Raw genomic sequence first — 16,997 nt, 5'->3', positions numbered from 1 at the left:
AATAATGAAAGGTTTACAACTTGTATTTCAAGATATAAAAGCAATGTGGAAACATAAACACGGGAGAATCGCCTTGATTTTCCTTTTGGTCGTTCCATTGATTTACTCTGGTTTTTTCTTGGCAGGATATTGGAATCCTTATGGACAGTTGGATCAGCTCCCTGTAGCAATGGTCAATCTCGATAATGGTTCGGAAATGGGTGATAAGCCAGTCCAAGCTGGAGATGATTTCGTTAAACAATTAAAGAAGCAAAAAGAATTGGACTTTCACTTTGTCACGGCAAAGAAGGCCAATATAGGTCTTGAAGAAGGTACCTATTATATGGTTGTCACGATCCCGGAGGATTTTTCTGAAAATGTCACGACTTTAATGGATGAAAAACCGGAAAGAGCTAAACTTTTGTATACTGTTAATCCAGGTAAAAACTTCGTTGCCTCACAGATCAGCTCAACTGCTGTTGAAAAGATGACTGCAAAAATCAACGCAAGCATTACAAAAGTCTATTCTGAAGGCATCCTTTCAAAATTCCAGGAGGTTTCTAAAGGCTTGGCGGATGCCGGGGATGGAGCGGAAGAGCTTCATCAAGGAACGGCGGATGCGAAAAGCGGCAGTGAGAAATTGGATGATGGCATTCAAGATTTGAATGATGGCGCCCAGAAACTGCAAACAGGAAGCACCAAGCTCTTGGATGGACAAGAAGCCTTAGCTGATGGTGCGAAAGGATTAACATCAGGTTCCCAGAACTTGTATTCCGGCATGAAGCAGCTATCGGATGGACATCACTCATTGGAAAATGGGATGAATGAAGTAAGTCAGGGTGTTGAGGACTGGTCATCCGGAAATGCAAAATTGATGCAAGGGCAAGAACAGGCTGCCGATACAGCGAATACTCTTAAGAAACAATTGGATTCCTATATGAAAAGTCATCCTGATGCAATAAAGGATCAAGACTTCAAGCAAATCATTGCCCTATCAGAAGGTTTATCCAAAACAGCCGCCACTTTAAATGCCGGTCAAAGGCAATTGGGCGAAGGTGCTGAAAAAGTGGCTGATGGACAAGAGACCATTCAAACCGGGATGATTACCTTTGGTGATAGAATGGCACAAGCTACCTCAGGTGCTAAGCAATTAAACGAGGGATCTGAAGAATTCGCGAATGGTTTCTCTAAATGGACAAATGGTTTCTCCACTTTAAATGCCGGAATCGTTTCGCTAGCTGGCGGAAGCAGCCAGCTAGCCAGTGGATCGACGGAACTACAAGACGGAATGGCTTCGCTGGAAACGGGCTCAAGCAAGTTATCCTCCAAGCTTAATGAAGCTGCCGATAAAACGGCTAGTCTTCAGTACGACGATTCGACCACTTCAATGTTCTCTGAACCCGTGCAATTGGTCCAATCCAATTTATCTGAAGTTCCTAACTATGGAACCGGAATTGCCCCTTATTTTCTGTCATTGGCCTTTTATGTAGGCGGCATCATGGCTTCCAATATCTTGCCGCTTGGCCGCAGGCAGAATCTTAGGGTTACCGGAACCGTTCATTTTACGAATAAATTAATGCTGGTATATGTAATCGGCTTGATTCAGGCACTTCTAGTGGATGCAGTGGTCCTGCTTGGATTCCATTTACATGTAGCAAGTGTCCCTGTATTCATTCTATCTAGCATCATCGTTTCATTTACCTTCATGACGTTCATTCTTATGCTGGTGACCGTATTCGGAGTGGTCGGAAAATTCGCAGCCGTGACCCTTCTCGTGTTCCAATTGGCTACGTGCGGCGGAACATTCCCAGGCGAACTGGGCATGTCGATATTGACGAAAATCGGTCAATTTTTACCTATGGCCCACTCACTAAAGGAACTTCAAGAGGTCATCTCCTTAGGCGGCTGGGAAAACTTGCAGGCGCAGATTTGGATCTTACTTGCCTATCTCGTTTCTGCGGCAATCATTGGCTGGATAGCCAGTCATATCCAGCATGCAAAAGTAACTTCAGAGGAAGTGACATCTTGATGTAAAAAAAGCGCAGTGCAAATGGCACTGCGCTTTTTTTATACAAGTGAAATCACCGGGTAAAACATACTTGATTCATGGGTCGAATTAAATCGGTGTTAAATCGAATAATTCCGCTGTAAATCAAACTAGATGGCTGAAGTTATAAAAAAATGCCCTATGCTTCCTGACGATTCAGGTGGCATAGGGCTTTTTATTGTTTCATTTAAGCGGTTTGATCTTTTTTCATAGCTGGTTTTTCTTCAGCTGGCCATGCACGCTTAATGAATAATGCCAGAATCAGCGCCACAGCAGCAATGAAGGTAGATACAAAGAAGGAGAAGTTAATTCCATCGAGCATCGCCTGCATTCCGATTTGGGCTTGCATTTGTTCCATCATTTCAGCAGTGGGCTGGCTTGTTAATTTGCTCATCGCTTTGGTCATTAAACTCTCACCTGAAGATGCTGCATGGTTAGACATGACCGTAACAAGCAATGCAGTACCGATAGCGCCTGAAATCTGGTTCAGCGTGTTATTCATCGCTGTTCCATGCGGGTTCATACGGGCTGGCAGCGAGTTCAACCCATTTGTCATGATCGGCATCATTGCCATCGACAGTCCGAATGAACGAACGGAAAACAGGATCACAATATGTGTATAAGAAGTGTCCATTGATAATTTACTGAAGAAATACGTTGTGACCACGGTAATAAGCAAACCGATCGAAGCAAGCACGCGAGCACCGAACTTATCGAAGAGCTTTCCAGTGACCGGAGACATGATGGCCATTAATAGTGCCCCAGGAAGCATCAGCAATCCTGAATCAAATGGTGAAATGCCACGGACGGTTTGTATATACAGCGGCATCAAGATCATTCCCGAGAACATGGCCATATTCAGCACGATTGAAATCGTAGCAGATAAAGCGAACATCGGATGTTTGAAGATCTTGAATTCAAGCATCGGTGTTTCCATTTTAAGCTGGCGTGAAATGAAAAGGATCAGGGAAATGGCACCGACAATCAATGTTCCATAAACCCAAGGGCTATCCCAACCCTTGCTGCCTGCCGAACTGAACCCGTAAAGCAGGCCGCCAAAGCCCAAGCTTGATAGGATGACCGATAATTTATCGATTTTAATATCGACTTTTTCCTTTTTGTCTTTAAGTTTAAAGAAGCCGAAAATAAGCACTAGTAAAGCTAACGGAGTAATGAAATGGAATAGCATTCTCCAATCATAATGTTCGATGATCCAGCCTGAAAGCGTCGGCCCGATTGCAGGGGCAAACATCATGACTAAACCGAATAGTCCCATTGCCGAGCCCCGTTTTTCAACAGGGAAAGCAGTTAAAAGTACGTTCATTAATAATGGCATCATAATTGCCGAACCGGCAGCCTGAACCATACGTGCGCTCAATAATAGCGGGAATGCATGCGCTACACCTGCAACGATCGTCCCTATTGAGAATAGGAGCATGGCTGTCAGGAACAGATTACGTACCGAATATTTTCTTATTAAAAAGGCAGTTGTCGGAATCATGATTCCATTCACGAGCATGTAGCCCGTTGTCAGCCATTGGACTGTGGAAGTCTCTATTCCCAGGTCTATTTGGATTGATGGCAGTGCAATATTTAAAAGGGTTGAATTCAGTATCGATATAAACGCCCCGACCATCAGTATGGCCAAAATGCCATACGACCCCTTTTTTTCAGTTGATTGTGCAGTACTCACTTTTTATCTATTCCTCCATTCAAACTATTGGTTCATTTAATTGTACGAGAGGTATAACCCAATCTCATAAAATCAATAATATACCCCTAGTTCATTTTTTGCAATAAAAATTTACTGGTTTAAATAAGGGTTTGTGCTGTGATGGAATATAGAGTACGATTACATTTATACAAGCAGTATAATGAAAATTAGGTGATATGATGAATAATCGAAGGCAGAATGTCATCGATACGGCTCATAAGCTGTTTATTGATAAAGGCTACCAAGCCACGTCCATTCAGGACATTCTAGACGGCAGCGGTATTTCAAAAGGTACATTTTATAATTATTTCCCTTCGAAGGGTGAATTATTTATAGCCATTTTCCGCTCCGTATATACAAAGATTCGCCACGACCGGGAAAAACTGTTGATTGGTCAAGATTCAGCCGATATTGAAATTTTCATCCAGCAGCTCGAACTGCAGATGACGGTGAACAAGCAAAGTAAATTGCTAATCCTGATCGAAGAAGTCCGTGTTTCCAACGATGATGAATTAAAACAATTCATCAATCAGACCCTATTGTTGAGCATACGCTGGATGTATACCCGTTTTCTCGATATTTTCGGGGAAAGCAAAAAACCCTATCTTTTAGATAGCGTCATTATCTTTCATGCGATGATGACCCACATGAATCATTTTAGTTATCGTGCTAATCCGGTCGGTACACCGGAAATACAGCTTATCCGCTATTGCATGAACCGAATTGTCCATTTAGTCAATGAATTGGCTGAAAGTGGGGAACAGATCCTTGATCCGGAACTAATGGACACGTGGTTTCCCAACTTTAAAAACCATCTTGATCCTTGCCATAATGATTTGCTGAACTCCACCACGGAATTGAAAAAAGCGATAAACAAAGCTTTTCCTTGCGGTGAAGAACGAACAAGGGCAATGGAATTGGTCGATTTTATCCAGGATGAGCTGATGCAGTCAGACAAACCGCGAAAATTCTTGATTGAAAGTTTGCTGAACACTTTAAGGACTCAATATGCAGCGCAGGTTCAGGCATACATTGAGACTTTTGAAGAAAGCATCAATTCTTGCTTGAGCCGATGAAGATTGAAGATACACGCACCTACCGAAAACGGTAGGTGTTTTTTTATGGCTTTTTGAATTGCCGTGATTTTATAAAAAGAGTTGGTTTTATAAATGGGACCTAAGGAAACACTATCCTTATCATAATAAAGGGAGGTCTATCTACTTGAGTGTGAAAGAGAATGCTTTGTCCATACTGGCTCTGGGCGGAGTGAATGAAATCGGTAAAAACATGTATGTGGTTCAATATTCTAACGATATCGTCATTATTGACTGTGGTGCAAAGTTTCCTGATGAAAGTTTATTAGGAGTCGATTTGATCATTCCTGATATTTCCTTTCTTCAGGAGAATAAGGAGAAGATCCACGCTTTGATTGTGACTCATGGGCATGAAGATCATATTGGCGGTATCCCCTATTTCTTAAAAAAATTGAATGTACCCATTTATGCCACACGTTTAACACTTGGTTTGATTGAATTGAAGTTAAAAGAACATAACCTTTTGGGTGATACGGAATTAATCCAGATCGATTCGGATTCAAGGTTGGAATTTGGGGAGATGGTTCTGGACTTTTTCAAAACGAATCATAGTATACCCGATTGCCTTGGAGTCACCATGCATACGCCAGAAGGCACGGTCGTTCATACAGGGGACTTTAAGTTTGACTTGACTCCCATGAATGATCAGTATCCCGATATTCATAAAATGGCCAAGATCGGGAGTGAAGGTGTCTTGGTTTTATTATCTGAAAGCACGAACGCAGAACGTCCCGGCTCCAGTCCCTCGGAGCATCTCGTTGGCAGCCATATTGAAGAGGCCTTCATGCAGGCAAAACAGAAAGTCATTCTTTCGACCTTCGCTTCAAATGTCAATCGCGTTCAACAAGTTGTGAACGCTGCACAGAAGACAAACCGGAAACTCGCCTTAATTGGACGTAGCATGGTGAACGTCGTATCCGTTGCCATTGAACGCGGTTACCTCGAGGTACCTGATGGGATGCTTATCCAACCACATGAAGTCGATAATTATGCTCCTGAAAGGGTCGCGGTTTTATGTACAGGAAGTCAAGGAGAGCCGTTTGCTGCCCTTTCCCGCCTTTCCAGTTCAAATTATCGGGATATGAGTATATTGCCTGATGATACAGTGATTCTTGCCTCCACTCCAATACCCGGAAATGAACGGGATGTTTCACGAATCATCGACAACCTGTTTCAACTTGGTGCCAAAGTCATTTACGGTTCTGGGACTGTAACAGGCATGCATGTATCCGGACATGCCTATCAGGAAGAGTTGAAGCTCATGCTTACCCTGATGAAACCGAAGTATTTCATTCCCATTCACGGTGAATATCGGATGTTACACCAGCATCGATTACTAGCTGAGTCTGTCGGGGTAGAGCAGGGCAATACTTTCATTATCAGTAATGGCGATGTGGTGGATATTGAAAACTCCGTTGCCCGTCAAACGAGAAAGGTGGCTGCCGGCAATACCTTTGTTGACGGTGTCGGTGTTGGTGATGTTGGAGAAATCGTTCTGCGGGACCGTAAGCAGCTTTCCGAAGATGGCATGCTCGTAATCGTCATAACACTAAGCAAGACGGAACGAAAAATAGTATCAGGACCCGATACCATTTCCCGTGGATTTGTATATGTTCAAAATTCCGAGGACCTCCTTAAACATGTGAATCGTCTTGTCACGAAAACAGTCAACGACTTACAAAGTGAAAAAATATACCGTTGGAACATCATCAAACAAACCATAAAGAAGGAATTGGGGCACTATCTCTTTACTCAAACTAAGAAAAAACCAATGATCCTTCCGATCATCATTGAAATTTAGCACCAAATCGAAAGCACACAAAAAGGAACTCGACTTCGTATAGTCGGGTTCCTTTTTTTCAATCAAGTTCTGATTTACTGGCTTTTGCGGCCATCGCCTTGTTTCTATTCCAAACCTTGAATTTCATGAAAACGGCGGCAAGACCGATGATCACGATGAATAAAAGGCTGATGAAAAAACCTGGACGTATCTCTTTTTCAAGCAGAGTGCCACTGACCGCCGCTAAAATTAAAAGAAGTCCGAAAACGGCTGTAATCTTACTCCAAATCTTATTTTCCAAGATTTTGAATGAAGAAAGAATGATGAATGCCCAGTTATACAAAAGTAATATTCCAGCAGATGTTGTAATGTATTCATAAATCTTGCCTGGCAGGAGCAAGGCAGTGATGATTGACCCTAAAAGTCCTAAGGCTCCAAGACCCAGTGAAGGAAGTGGAAGGTCCTTGAATTTCTTGATCTTTTGCATGAATAATGAGGGTGCGTTTCCGTCATTGGAGAGCGTTACCAATAGATTGGTTACACCAAATAGTGAAGCGGTCATCGTCGAGAAACCGGCAATGATGATCGCACCATTAAAAACGTGCGGGAAAAATGTCAGATGATAACTGTCCAATGCCGAAACGAATGGACTTTCTTTTTCACTGAATGCCCCTAACGAAATCATGGTTACGGCTAACCCCAATGAAATCACATATATGATGGTAAGAACCAAGAGCATGATCGTCCCTGCCTTTGGCGCATCTTCTTTCTTTTTAAGCTGCATCGCCATCAGTCCAATGACCTCAATGCCGCCAAACGCATAAAAAGCATAGATAAGTGATGTCCAAAACCCTTTTAGCCCTTTTGGGAATAATTCATTGAACTTATTCGGAAAGGATGGCAGTTTCCCTCCATCAAGACCAAACCAGCCGAGAACGGCACATATTGCTATAATGATAAACATGACGATTGCTGCTGTCTTAATTACCGCAAGGATGTTTTCCACCCTGTCAAACCCTTTTGTTCCCAACAATACCACCACGATTGAAACAATTGCGAATCCGGATGCAAATAGCCACAGCGGTACTTTCGGGAACCAAAATTGAGATAATAACGAAAGCGCAGTAAGCTGGCTTCCCATGATCAATATATTGGAGGACCAATAATTCCAGCCACAGCTAAAGCCAGCCCATCGTCCAAATGCTTTATTGGCATAATAACAAAAAGAACCCTCTTGAGGATCGGCAGCCGTCATCTTGGCAAGCAGATTATAAACGATGTAGGTACCTAGTGCAGCCAATACAAATGAAAATACGATGGATGGCCCCGTCGTTTTAATCCCTATAGTCGATCCGAGGAAATACCCTGTCCCGATCGTACAGCCTACACCGACTAATGATAGCTGCCACCATTTCATATCGCCTTGTTGTTCACCTGATGCATTAGAATCTTGGACAGCCTTCCCTTTCGCTGAACTGCATTTGGCTTTTGTCGTCATGACATTACCCCTCCTTCCATCATTCATAGTGTTGATAATGCCACAATGAATTATGCAAGGAAGAAGTTTTCAAATACCCTACCTTATGTAATAAACTAAAGCATTCTGCTTTATGATATGATGGCAGAAATACCTTGATAAGCAAAATAAACCCCAAAGCCTACCAATGATAATCCAGAGATGATCGAAATTGCCATTAAGCTTTTTTCATTTAAGAACCTGCGAAACCCATTCGTTAATGCCGCTACAAAAAAATCCCAACAGGTAAGCCCAAGGAAGATCATCCCGCTATAGATGAAAAGTTGGGATGTCCCATAACTTGAAGCTGTTTTAGCTAAAACAGATCCATATATCCCCAACCAAAATAAAATGGATAATGGACTGGTCACAGACATGATGAACCCAGTCAAAAAACAGGAAATTAATGAATCTTTATTTCTATATTCATTTAATAATATCGTATTAACCCGTAAAACACTTTCGACCCCAGAATAAATAAGCACGAATCCCCCAAAAAGCCACAGAAAAATCTGGACGATTGGAATTTCTAAAAACCGTACCATACCTACATACACTAAAATCATGAACAAGGCATCTGCAATCATTGACCCTGCCCCAACGATCCAGGCATGCCAAAACCCGTTCTTGATTCCTTTATCGATACGAGCAGAGTTCACCGGACCGATCGGTGCTGCTAGGGTAAGTCCCAAGAAAAAGTAACTCAGCAGTAAATGTACACTCAAAAAGCATCACTCCTTCGAGCTAGTTCATGACTTGTACATTTTATGTGACAACCCCTAGCCTATAACCACATGTCAAAAAAATTTCCCGAGTTACAAACAAAAAAAGCCGTGGGAAAGCCCGGCTTTTTCGGAGAATTTCTATAGAAACTATTAGGCAGCAGCTTCTTTTTTGTCTGAACTAATGAATTTCATAACAATCAATACGATGCCTATACCAATGATCCCTGAAATGATATAGGTCAAGTTGATATGATTTTTCATGACAAGGGACATGACCGGAGGGCCTGCCGCAACTCCGATGAACCTTGATGACATATAGAAGGAGGTAATTGTCCCCCGCTGTTCCTTTTTTATATTTTGAGTGATGATTGCGTCGAGTGTCGGCAATAACGCACCAATCGCTATGCCCACCAAACTCGTTACAAGTAATAAAAGGAAAACCGTGTTTTTTGTAAAACCGACAAATACAAGGCTGATTGAAAGGACAGCTAAACTGGTCATGATGATTTTTTTCATGATTGGTAACTCACCCTTGATTTTTTTCCCGGCAACATAAGAAGATACACAAAGGAAAAACAGCGGGATCGCTATCACTAAACCTTTTTTAACTCCATGCAAATCATGTATTTTTTCCAGATTATCAGACAAAAAGAAAAGAACACCGAACAAAACCAACATGACAAATACACCAATCAGGAAAACTGTATATAACCATTTTCCTTCCTGCTTGAATATTTTTTTCGTATCATGCCAGAATTCTTTGAATTTCTTCGGATCATCCTTCTCCTTTGGTACCTTTATAAAGAAAAAGACCAAGACAATAGATATTAAACTGAAGAATGAAATCGAGAAGAATGGTAAAAACCAGATAAATGCAGCAAACAGGGAACCCAGTATTGGACTCAGTACTTTCCCAAATGTATTCGAAGTTTCTATGATTCCTAAACAAGAACTGGTTTTTTCATCATCATCCTTGTATAGATCCCCCACCAGAGGCAAAATGATGGGCGAGGCCCCAGACGCCCCAATCCCCTGCAATACCCTCCCAATGATGATCCATGTGTATGGATTCTCCATTTTCCATGATGCATAACCTGCGATCAAGCCGCCGATAAGGGCTAGGATCAGGCTTGGCAGAATCACCATTTTTCGTCCAAATCGATCTGATAAATAACCCGCTATGGGAATTAAAAAAATGGATGCTACGGAATAGCTTGTTATCACCATGCTTGATTGAAATGAAGATATCCCCACCTTTTCCTCGAAAATGGGCAAAACCGGGATAAGCATTGAATTTCCAAGTGTCATTACCAATGGAATCGATGCCATACTGATCAGGCACCACACGCTTACATCTTTATTTTGCTTCTCATGACCCTCCATACTTACACTCCTCATCCATTATAAAAAGCAACTTATTGCATAAAAGGTAATTGTTAAACCAATTTGTTTTGCATCATTATTAGATGTCTTCAATTATTATGTTATAGCGCAGAAAGATTTATTCAGTAGCGCTTCACCCAAAATTACCCCTTTTGACCGTTAAAACAAAAAAACCATTCTTTTTAAGAATGGGTTTCCCGCTTTCGTCTATAAGAGAATAATATTCCTCTTTTTACAGTCGTTTAATATTTGGTCATTCCATACCGAAACCTGAACCTCGCCAATATGTGCTTTCTTCAGCAAAAACATGCATAATCTGGATTGCCCTATTCCTCCGCCTATTGAATAGGGAAGCTTTCCTTCCAATACGGCCTTATGATAATCGAGCACCTTACGATTTTCGTTTTTGGATAATCTTAATTGTTTTAACAGTGACTTTTCATCTACTCGAATTCCCATTGAAGAAACTTCAAAAGCACATTCCAAGAGTGGATTCCATAAAACGATATCTCCATTTAGGTCCCAATCATCATAATCCGGTGAACGTCCATCATGCTTTTCCCCCGATTGTAACTCTCCGCCAATTTTCATGATGAAAATCGCACCATATTTCTTCGTTATGACATTTTCTCTTTCCTTCGGAGTCAGGTTCGGGTATAAATCCTCCAACTCCTGGGTCGTAATGAAGTGAATGTCATCAGGTAACACAGGCTTAAGCAGATGATGGAATTCAAACATATAACGTTCGGTCGATTTAATGGCTCTATATATTTTTTTCACTTCAGATTTTAATGTATCTACGTTACGTTGTTCTTTCGTTATGACTTTCTCCCAGTCCCATTGATCCACAAATAACGAGTGTAAATGATCCAGTTTTTCATCACGTCTTATCGCATTCATATTTGTGTAAATGCCTTCATCACACGCCAAACCATACCTAGAAAGAGTGATTCTTTTCCACTTTGCCAAAGATTGAACCACTTCGATTTGTTTATTCTTAATATCCAGAGCTTCAAAGGTAAGAATCCGCTCTACACCATTTAAATTGTCATTTATACCATTACCTTCATTTAAAATGATAGGTGCTGATACTTTAATCAGGTTTAACGCATTTGAAATTCCTTTTTCAAAATGATCCTTAATTTCATTTATTGCAATATCCGTATGCATGATATCAAGAATTGTTTTGTATTTATTTGGCATCGATAATTCAGGCATAATTATCCTCCAATTCCGCTTTGAATAGCGCATGCATTAAAATTGGCGTCTTTCCAATTGACTAAATTACATTATGAAGGAGTTTTCTGTGTTGTTACAAAAACATGGTCACGACCAGGTACATCCATAAGCGCCAAACCGGACAATGATTCACCATATCCACTCAAAAAAAGGGTCAAAAATGTGGTACAAGTCCAATTGTCTGAATACATTCAAATAAGTGAAGATGTAACAAACGATGAGGTGATGAATTGGGTGTTTTTTTCAGCTATGTATTATTAGGCTTATCACTGGCGGCTCCTATCGGTCCCATAAATGCTGCTCAATTGGACAAAGGAATCAAAAAGGGTTTTTGGCATGCCTGGGTTTTTGGCTGGGGTGCCATTTTAGCGGATTTTGTATTTATAGCCCTCGTCTTTTTCGGTGTCGTCCACTTTTTGGACAACTCCTTCATGAAAACATTTTTATGGCTTTTTGGATTTTTCGTCCTGACCTATACTGGAATTGAAAGTCTGTTAAGTGCAGGTAAGATTGAAGTGAATGCACGAAAAGCGAAAGATTCCCTTCTTTCTTCATTCCTGACAGGATTCATCATGTCCCTTTCGAATCCTTTATCCATTTTGTTTTGGCTGGGGATTTATGGATCCATTCTCGCAAACTCCGCTTCAAAATATGATATGGATCAATTACTTTTATACAGTTCAGGGATCCTTGTCGGCCTCTTAACCTGGGATTTCGCAATGGCCATCATCGCCAGCACCTTCAGACGCTTTTTATCCAAACCCATTCTAATGGGCATCTCGATCATTTCAGGAATATCCCTTATAGGGATCGGCATTTACTTTGCCATCCAAGCAGCCAAGGTTTTATTTACATAAAGAGTTTAGGAGATGTAAGAGTTTACTCGTAAATTCGTATAAAATAGGCCGCCCATTTTGGTCCATGTCGGACACTTATCCCCCTTTGTTCATAGCCTGAAAGGGTAAACACACAGGGAGGATTTCTTAAATGTATAATAATTACGGTTATTACTCTTATAATGTTCCATATTATTACGATAATTCTTATGCCAATTTGCCTTATTATGATGACAGAATGCCAGTACAAACACTGGTTCCATTAGCCACTATTCAGAGCCATTTAAACGCAGGCCGACAAGGTCATTGTTTCAGAGGTTTTTGGGGTAACAGCCAGCACACCTTTGTTTTGATGGGGTTCAATGCTGCTACTGGTATGGTACAGATACTCGAAGGTGGCATCCCTAATGAGATTCATCATACAGATTAGTCGGATTACAATATCTAGGATTAACTTGCCCTGTCGGTGGCGGCGGCCAGGGCGGCGGTCAAGGTGGACCGGGCGGTAACTGTTTCCAGCAGTTCATTCCTGTGTTGGCTGGGTATGGATTTGTAGATAGAAAAAAGACAGCCAGTTATTTCGGCTGTCTTTTTTTATCCAAACCTAATCCAATGGGCATTTACTCGTGAGTTTCGCACATTTACTCGTGAGTTCCGCGTATTTACTCGTGAATTTTGTACATTTACTCGTGAGTTTCGCGCTTTTACTCGTGAATTCAGGATTAAGCTGCTTTTTTGTTAGATGCTGCGTTCTTTTATTTGCTGGACGATTTTCTTGATGAACGTTGCTATTGCGACATTTTCAACTTCTTGTTCCCCGTATTTCCGGACATTTACTTTATTTTCTTTCTCTTCTTTATCTCCAAGAACCAGCATATATGGGATTTTCCCCATCTGTGCTTCCCTGACTTTATACCCCAGCTTTTCATTCCGATCATCAATTTTCACTCTTATGCCTTGATTCTTCAGTTCTTTTTGAACCTTTAAACAATAGTTCAAATGAACTTGTGAGACAGGGATGATCTGTACTTGCACCGGGGCAAGCCATACCGGAAAAGCACCGGCAAAATGTTCTATCAGAATTCCAAAAAAACGATCGATCGATCCAAAAATGGCACGATGAATGACGACCGGACGAACTTTTTCATTATTTTCATCAATGTAAGTCAGATCAAATTTATCAGGCATTTGAAAATCAAGCTGGATTGTTGCACATTGATGGCTTCGTTTTAATGCATCTTTAATATGAAAATCAATTTTCGGTCCATAAAATGCCCCGTCCCCTTCATTTACTTGATAATGTATCCCGATGCTTTCCAGAACATTTTTCAAGGCTGTTTCAGAAGATTGCCAAAGGGAATCATCGCCCATTGAATCCTCTGGACGAGTGGAGAGCTCCACGGAATACTCGAATCCAAAAGTGCGATACACCTTATCAATCAGATGAAACACTTGTTTAATTTCACTTTCGATTTGATCCTGCCGAACATAAATGTGGGCATCATCCTGGCAAAATGTACGGACACGCAGCATCCCGTTCAATGCACCGCTATATTCATGACGATGGACTTGACCGAATTCAGCCATCCGGATCGGTAAATCCCTGTATGAATAAAGACTGTTTTTGAAAATAAGCATATGACCCGGACAGTTCATTGGCTTCATCGCGAATTTTGTTTGATCCACCTCAGTGAAGTACATATTCTCATGGTAATGATCCCAGTGACCCGATTGTTCCCATAACCGCTGATTCATCATGAAAGGAGTCCGAACTTCGTCGTAATCAGCTTCAGTCTGAAGCTCCCGCGAGAACTTCTCCAATTCATTTCTAATGCTTTGTCCTTTAGGTAAATAAAACGGCATTCCAGGGGCTTCCTCCGAAAACATGAATAACTCCAACTGCTTCCCTAATTTACGGTGATCGCGTTTGGCCGCTTCTTCCAGGAATTTAAAATGATCCTGTAAATCTTTTTTCTTTCGGAAAGCCACGCCATATACCCTTTGAAGAACTTCATTTTGATTGTCTCCCCGCCAATAGGCACCAGATACGCGAGTCAATTTGAACGATTTTACAAATGATGTGGATGGAAGGTGCGGCCCTCTGCAAAGATCGACGAATTCCCCCTGTTGATAGAGCGTTAATTTTTCACCATTAGGGATGTTCTTTGCTATATCCAACTTGAATGACTCCCCTCTGCCCTCGAATAAATTCACAGCTTCTTCATAAGTCACTTCGATCCTTTTAATTTCCAGATTTTCACTTATGATATGTTCCATCTCTTTTTCAATGACTTGTAGATCTTCTGAGCTCAAAGGATGGTCTAACTTAAAATCATAGTAAAAACCATCTTCCACGACTGGCCCCATCCCTAATTCCACGTTTTGGTATAACCTTTTCACAGCCTGTGCCAAAACATGCGCCGATGTATGTCGTAATACTTGTAATCCTTCATCCGAATCCAGAGTCAAGATCGACAGTTCGGCATCCTTATTAAGCTTGTGACTTAGATCAACCAGTTGCTTATCCAGTTTTCCTGCTACTGCCTTTTTCCTTAAACTTGAGCTGATGGACCCTGCCACACTTTCCACTGTCACCCCTTGCGGATATTCCCTTTGCTGCCCATCCTGGAATTGAACTTTAATCATTTTTTCACCCATCACATAAACACCCCTTTTTTTAATAATAAAAAAACGCACTCATCCCTATGCGAGGGACGAGTGCGTTTACCCGTGGTTCCACCCAATTTCCCATAAGCAAAAAACACTCATGGCTCTGGAGCTTGTAACGCGGCTTAGACGATATCAGTTACTCTTGTTCACCGATATAGCTCAAAGGCGGTAAATCAGTTTCCTAAGCCAGGAAGTTCGCAGCTGCCCTTCCCTCTCTGCAGACCGTAAAAATGATTCATGTCCTTATCATGGCAATATTTTTATATATAAAAAAACGCACCCATCCCTATATAAGGGACGAGTGCGTTTACCCGTGGTTCCACCCAATTTCCCATAAGCAAAAAACACTCATGGCTCTGGAGCTTGTAACGCAGCTTAGACGATATCAGTTACTCTTGTTCACCGATATAGCTCAAAGGCGGTAAATCAGTTTCCTAAGTCAGGAAGTTCGCAGCTGCCCTTCCCTCTCTGCAGACCGTAAAAATGATTCATGTCCTTATCATGGCAATAATTATAATAATAAAAAACGCACTCATCCCTAAGTAAGGGACGAGTGCGTTACCCGTGATTCCACCCAATTTCCCATAAGCAAAAAAACACTCATGGCTCTGGAGCTTGTAACGCAGCTTAGACGATATCAGTTACTCTTGTTCACCGATATAACTCAAAGGCGGTAAATCAGTTTCCTAAGCCAGGAAGTTCGCAGCTGCCCTTCCCTCTCTGCAGACCGTAAAAATGATTCATGTCCTTATCAATGCTTCTAAAATGTAAATGGATTTTTATATTGTTATATATATTACAATATATTCCCATAAGTGACAACCAATAATTTATTAATTTCATTATAAACACCAAATTGGTATAATTAGTAAAAAGGAGTCTCTATGAAAAGTTTAAGCAATTGGTCTATCGTATTTGCAGTGATTGGTACACTATCATTTTGCTGTTCCCTTGCTTTACCAAAAGCCTCCGAGCTGCTTATGATTTCAGGATTCGGTGCGTTACTAATTGGTATGTTATGCAGTTTCGGGGCCATCTATAAAAATGAAAAAGGCAAGTCGAAATTTTTGGCTGTGGCTGCATTCTTTCTTTTAAGTTTCATTCTCGTTTGGAATGAACCATTTCAAATTGTCAGGCTCTTGACCTGGATGAAAAATTAATCGAAATGAAAAACCCGTTCATCATGACGGGTTTTTTGATGAGTTCAATCTTCATCGGCTATCGTTCGACTTGAATTCTTTATTCCAAGCCATAGCGTAAGTCCAGTGGTCCAGAGAATTAGCGAACATCCGAAGCCGAGCAATGATAACGGTGCAAGGATTTGATGCTCCCCAAACATGACGGTGTCTGGCACAATAAGCAATGTGATAAGCGCCAATAAACAGAGAAGCACTCCTGTTGAATAGTAGATCTTGATTTGGAAAAGTGACGCCAAAGGTAAAAAATGAATCCCAACAATAATGGCGATGACGCCCGGTATAAGATCAATCTGATCTATCAAGTTACAGATGGCAATGGCAATTCCAATCAGCAAACCTTCGGCAATGAAGACCATATTAAACAAAAATCCGATACGCTTCATACGCCTAGCCCCATTTTCTGAAACTTGATTGGACATTTTTTGTGATGCATGAATTAATGATATGCCTCCGATAACCATTATGATTCCGACCAATATGGCTGCGAGTTCCACGTAGGGAAACCCCCACCCCTGCAATCCCATTACACCGGTACCTGCCCACACTGTACCGAAGAACGCCATGAAAATGACTCCAATTCCAGAACCGCGAAACGCCTCTTTCATCATCAGTTTCCTTTCATCCAAAGATTATCATACATAGAATAATAGTATTGCGCACCCTCCCCAATTATTCAGCTATAAAAAATGATTTATTGCAAAAATTACCATACTGCGAACTTTAATGAGATAATTGCCGCTTTCGTCGATATATTCTTATTTTCGGAGATATAACTGGATTTTCGGAGATATATTTCTATTTTCGGAGATATAACT

14 protein-coding genes and 3 other annotated features are annotated in these 16,997 nt (G+C 41.2%); of the genes, 7 read left to right on the top strand and 7 right to left on the bottom strand.

The window, feature by feature from the left end; translation table 11 throughout:
• Positions 1-4 precede the first annotated feature (4 nt).
• On the top strand, positions 5-2,008 hold the full coding sequence (locus V3595_RS01815; protein ID WP_485905216.1) for a YhgE/Pip family protein: 2,004 nt from the start codon (positions 5-7) through the stop codon (positions 2,006-2,008).
• A 205-nt stretch (positions 2,009-2,213) separates the two neighbouring features.
• Here the strand turns inward: V3595_RS01815 and V3595_RS01810 are convergent, their stop codons facing one another.
• Positions 2,214-3,662: a DHA2 family efflux MFS transporter permease subunit gene (locus tag V3595_RS01810; protein WP_485905696.1), complete on the bottom strand. Its 1,449-nt coding sequence runs from the start codon at positions 3,660-3,662 to the stop codon at positions 2,214-2,216.
• A gap of 257 nt (positions 3,663-3,919) precedes the next feature.
• On the opposite strand from V3595_RS01810, the gene V3595_RS01805 reads away from it, so the two are divergent.
• Complete coding sequence (locus V3595_RS01805; protein ID WP_485905215.1) at positions 3,920-4,816, top strand: TetR/AcrR family transcriptional regulator; 897 nt, start codon at positions 3,920-3,922, stop codon at positions 4,814-4,816.
• A gap of 145 nt (positions 4,817-4,961) precedes the next feature.
• Positions 4,962-6,635, top strand: coding sequence for a ribonuclease J (locus tag V3595_RS01800; protein ID WP_485905214.1), 1,674 nt, complete (start codon positions 4,962-4,964; stop codon positions 6,633-6,635).
• Between the two features lie 58 nt (positions 6,636-6,693).
• On the opposite strand, the gene V3595_RS01795 is transcribed toward V3595_RS01800, so the two are convergent.
• The 4 genes from V3595_RS01795 to asnA form a co-directional block, all read right to left on the bottom strand.
• A complete protein-coding gene (locus V3595_RS01795; protein WP_485905694.1) occupies positions 6,694-8,031 on the bottom strand; it encodes an amino acid permease in 1,338 nt (445 codons plus the stop codon).
• Between the two features lie 191 nt (positions 8,032-8,222).
• A complete protein-coding gene (locus tag V3595_RS01790) occupies positions 8,223-8,855 on the bottom strand; it encodes a LysE family transporter (RefSeq protein ID WP_485905213.1) in 633 nt (210 codons plus the stop codon).
• A gap of 150 nt (positions 8,856-9,005) precedes the next feature.
• The gene (locus tag V3595_RS01785; protein WP_485905212.1) at positions 9,006-10,238 is read right to left on the bottom strand and encodes an MFS transporter; all 1,233 of its coding nucleotides are present in this window, start codon (positions 10,236-10,238) and stop codon (positions 9,006-9,008) included.
• A gap of 207 nt (positions 10,239-10,445) precedes the next feature.
• A complete protein-coding gene (asnA, locus tag V3595_RS01780) occupies positions 10,446-11,441 on the bottom strand; it encodes an aspartate--ammonia ligase (RefSeq protein WP_485905692.1) in 996 nt (331 codons plus the stop codon).
• Positions 11,442-11,513: 72 nt separating this feature from the next.
• On the opposite strand from asnA, the gene V3595_RS01775 reads away from it, so the two are divergent.
• The 3 genes from V3595_RS01775 to V3595_RS01765 all read left to right on the top strand — a co-directional run bounded on the left by V3595_RS01775 (position 11,514) and on the right by V3595_RS01765 (position 12,743).
• Positions 11,514-11,738 (top strand): hypothetical protein, encoded by a 225-nt coding sequence (locus V3595_RS01775; RefSeq protein WP_485905211.1) that lies wholly within the window; start codon positions 11,514-11,516, stop codon positions 11,736-11,738.
• On the top strand, positions 11,708-12,334 hold the full coding sequence (locus V3595_RS01770; RefSeq protein ID WP_485905210.1) for a LysE family transporter: 627 nt from the start codon (positions 11,708-11,710) through the stop codon (positions 12,332-12,334). The genes V3595_RS01775 and V3595_RS01770 overlap by 31 nt, the downstream gene beginning before the upstream one ends.
• A gap of 130 nt (positions 12,335-12,464) precedes the next feature.
• Positions 12,465-12,743, top strand: coding sequence for a hypothetical protein (locus tag V3595_RS01765; RefSeq protein WP_485905209.1), 279 nt, complete (start codon positions 12,465-12,467; stop codon positions 12,741-12,743).
• Positions 12,744-13,051: 308 nt separating this feature from the next.
• Here V3595_RS01765 and thrS read toward each other — a convergent pair whose 3' ends face one another.
• Positions 13,052-14,959, bottom strand: a complete 1,908-nt coding sequence (thrS, locus tag V3595_RS01760) for a threonine--tRNA ligase (protein ID WP_485905691.1) — start codon at positions 14,957-14,959, stop codon at positions 13,052-13,054.
• A 61-nt stretch (positions 14,960-15,020) separates the two neighbouring features.
• Positions 15,021-15,242 (bottom strand) — a binding site (T-box leader).
• A gap of 31 nt (positions 15,243-15,273) precedes the next feature.
• Positions 15,274-15,495, bottom strand: a binding site (T-box leader).
• 30 nt (positions 15,496-15,525) lie between these two features.
• Positions 15,526-15,747, bottom strand: a binding site (T-box leader).
• Between the two features lie 120 nt (positions 15,748-15,867).
• On the opposite strand from thrS, the gene V3595_RS01755 reads away from it, so the two are divergent.
• Entirely contained in the window at positions 15,868-16,143 is a 276-nt protein-coding gene (locus V3595_RS01755; RefSeq protein WP_485905208.1) for a hypothetical protein, read from the top strand.
• A 44-nt stretch (positions 16,144-16,187) separates the two neighbouring features.
• On the opposite strand, the gene V3595_RS01750 is transcribed toward V3595_RS01755, so the two are convergent.
• Positions 16,188-16,808: a DUF7010 family protein gene (locus V3595_RS01750; protein ID WP_485905207.1), complete on the bottom strand. Its 621-nt coding sequence runs from the start codon at positions 16,806-16,808 to the stop codon at positions 16,188-16,190.
• Between the last annotated feature and the right edge of the window lie 189 nt (positions 16,809-16,997).

Source organism: Bacillus sp. CFBP9009 (assembly GCF_036541465.1).
In the GTDB taxonomy this organism is placed as follows: Bacteria; Bacillota; Bacilli; order Bacillales; family DSM-1321; genus Peribacillus.
This window is presented reverse-complemented; position numbering and strand designations above follow the sequence as displayed.

What these genes read in the sequence shown, in the direction of transcription:
- V3595_RS01815 (WP_485905216.1), top strand. Translation starts at nt 5, where the DNA reads ATGAAAGGTTTACAACTTGTATTTCAAGATATAAAAGCAATGTGGAAA.
- V3595_RS01810 (WP_485905696.1), bottom strand. Translation starts at nt 3,662, where the DNA reads ATGGTCGGGGCGTTTATATCGATACTGAATTCAACCCTTTTAAATATT.
- V3595_RS01805 (WP_485905215.1), top strand. Translation starts at nt 3,920, where the DNA reads ATGAATAATCGAAGGCAGAATGTCATCGATACGGCTCATAAGCTGTTT.
- V3595_RS01795 (WP_485905694.1), bottom strand. Translation starts at nt 8,031, where the DNA reads ATGAAATGGTGGCAGCTATCATTAGTCGGTGTAGGCTGTACGATCGGG.
- V3595_RS01785 (WP_485905212.1), bottom strand. Translation starts at nt 10,238, where the DNA reads ATGGAGGGTCATGAGAAGCAAAATAAAGATGTAAGCGTGTGGTGCCTG.
- asnA (WP_485905692.1), bottom strand. Translation starts at nt 11,441, where the DNA reads ATGCCAAATAAATACAAAACAATTCTTGATATCATGCATACGGATATT.
- V3595_RS01765 (WP_485905209.1), top strand. Translation starts at nt 12,465, where the DNA reads ATGTATAATAATTACGGTTATTACTCTTATAATGTTCCATATTATTAC.
- thrS (WP_485905691.1), bottom strand. Translation starts at nt 14,959, where the DNA reads ATGATTAAAGTTCAATTCCAGGATGGGCAGCAAAGGGAATATCCGCAA.
- V3595_RS01755 (WP_485905208.1), top strand. Translation starts at nt 15,868, where the DNA reads ATGAAAAGTTTAAGCAATTGGTCTATCGTATTTGCAGTGATTGGTACA.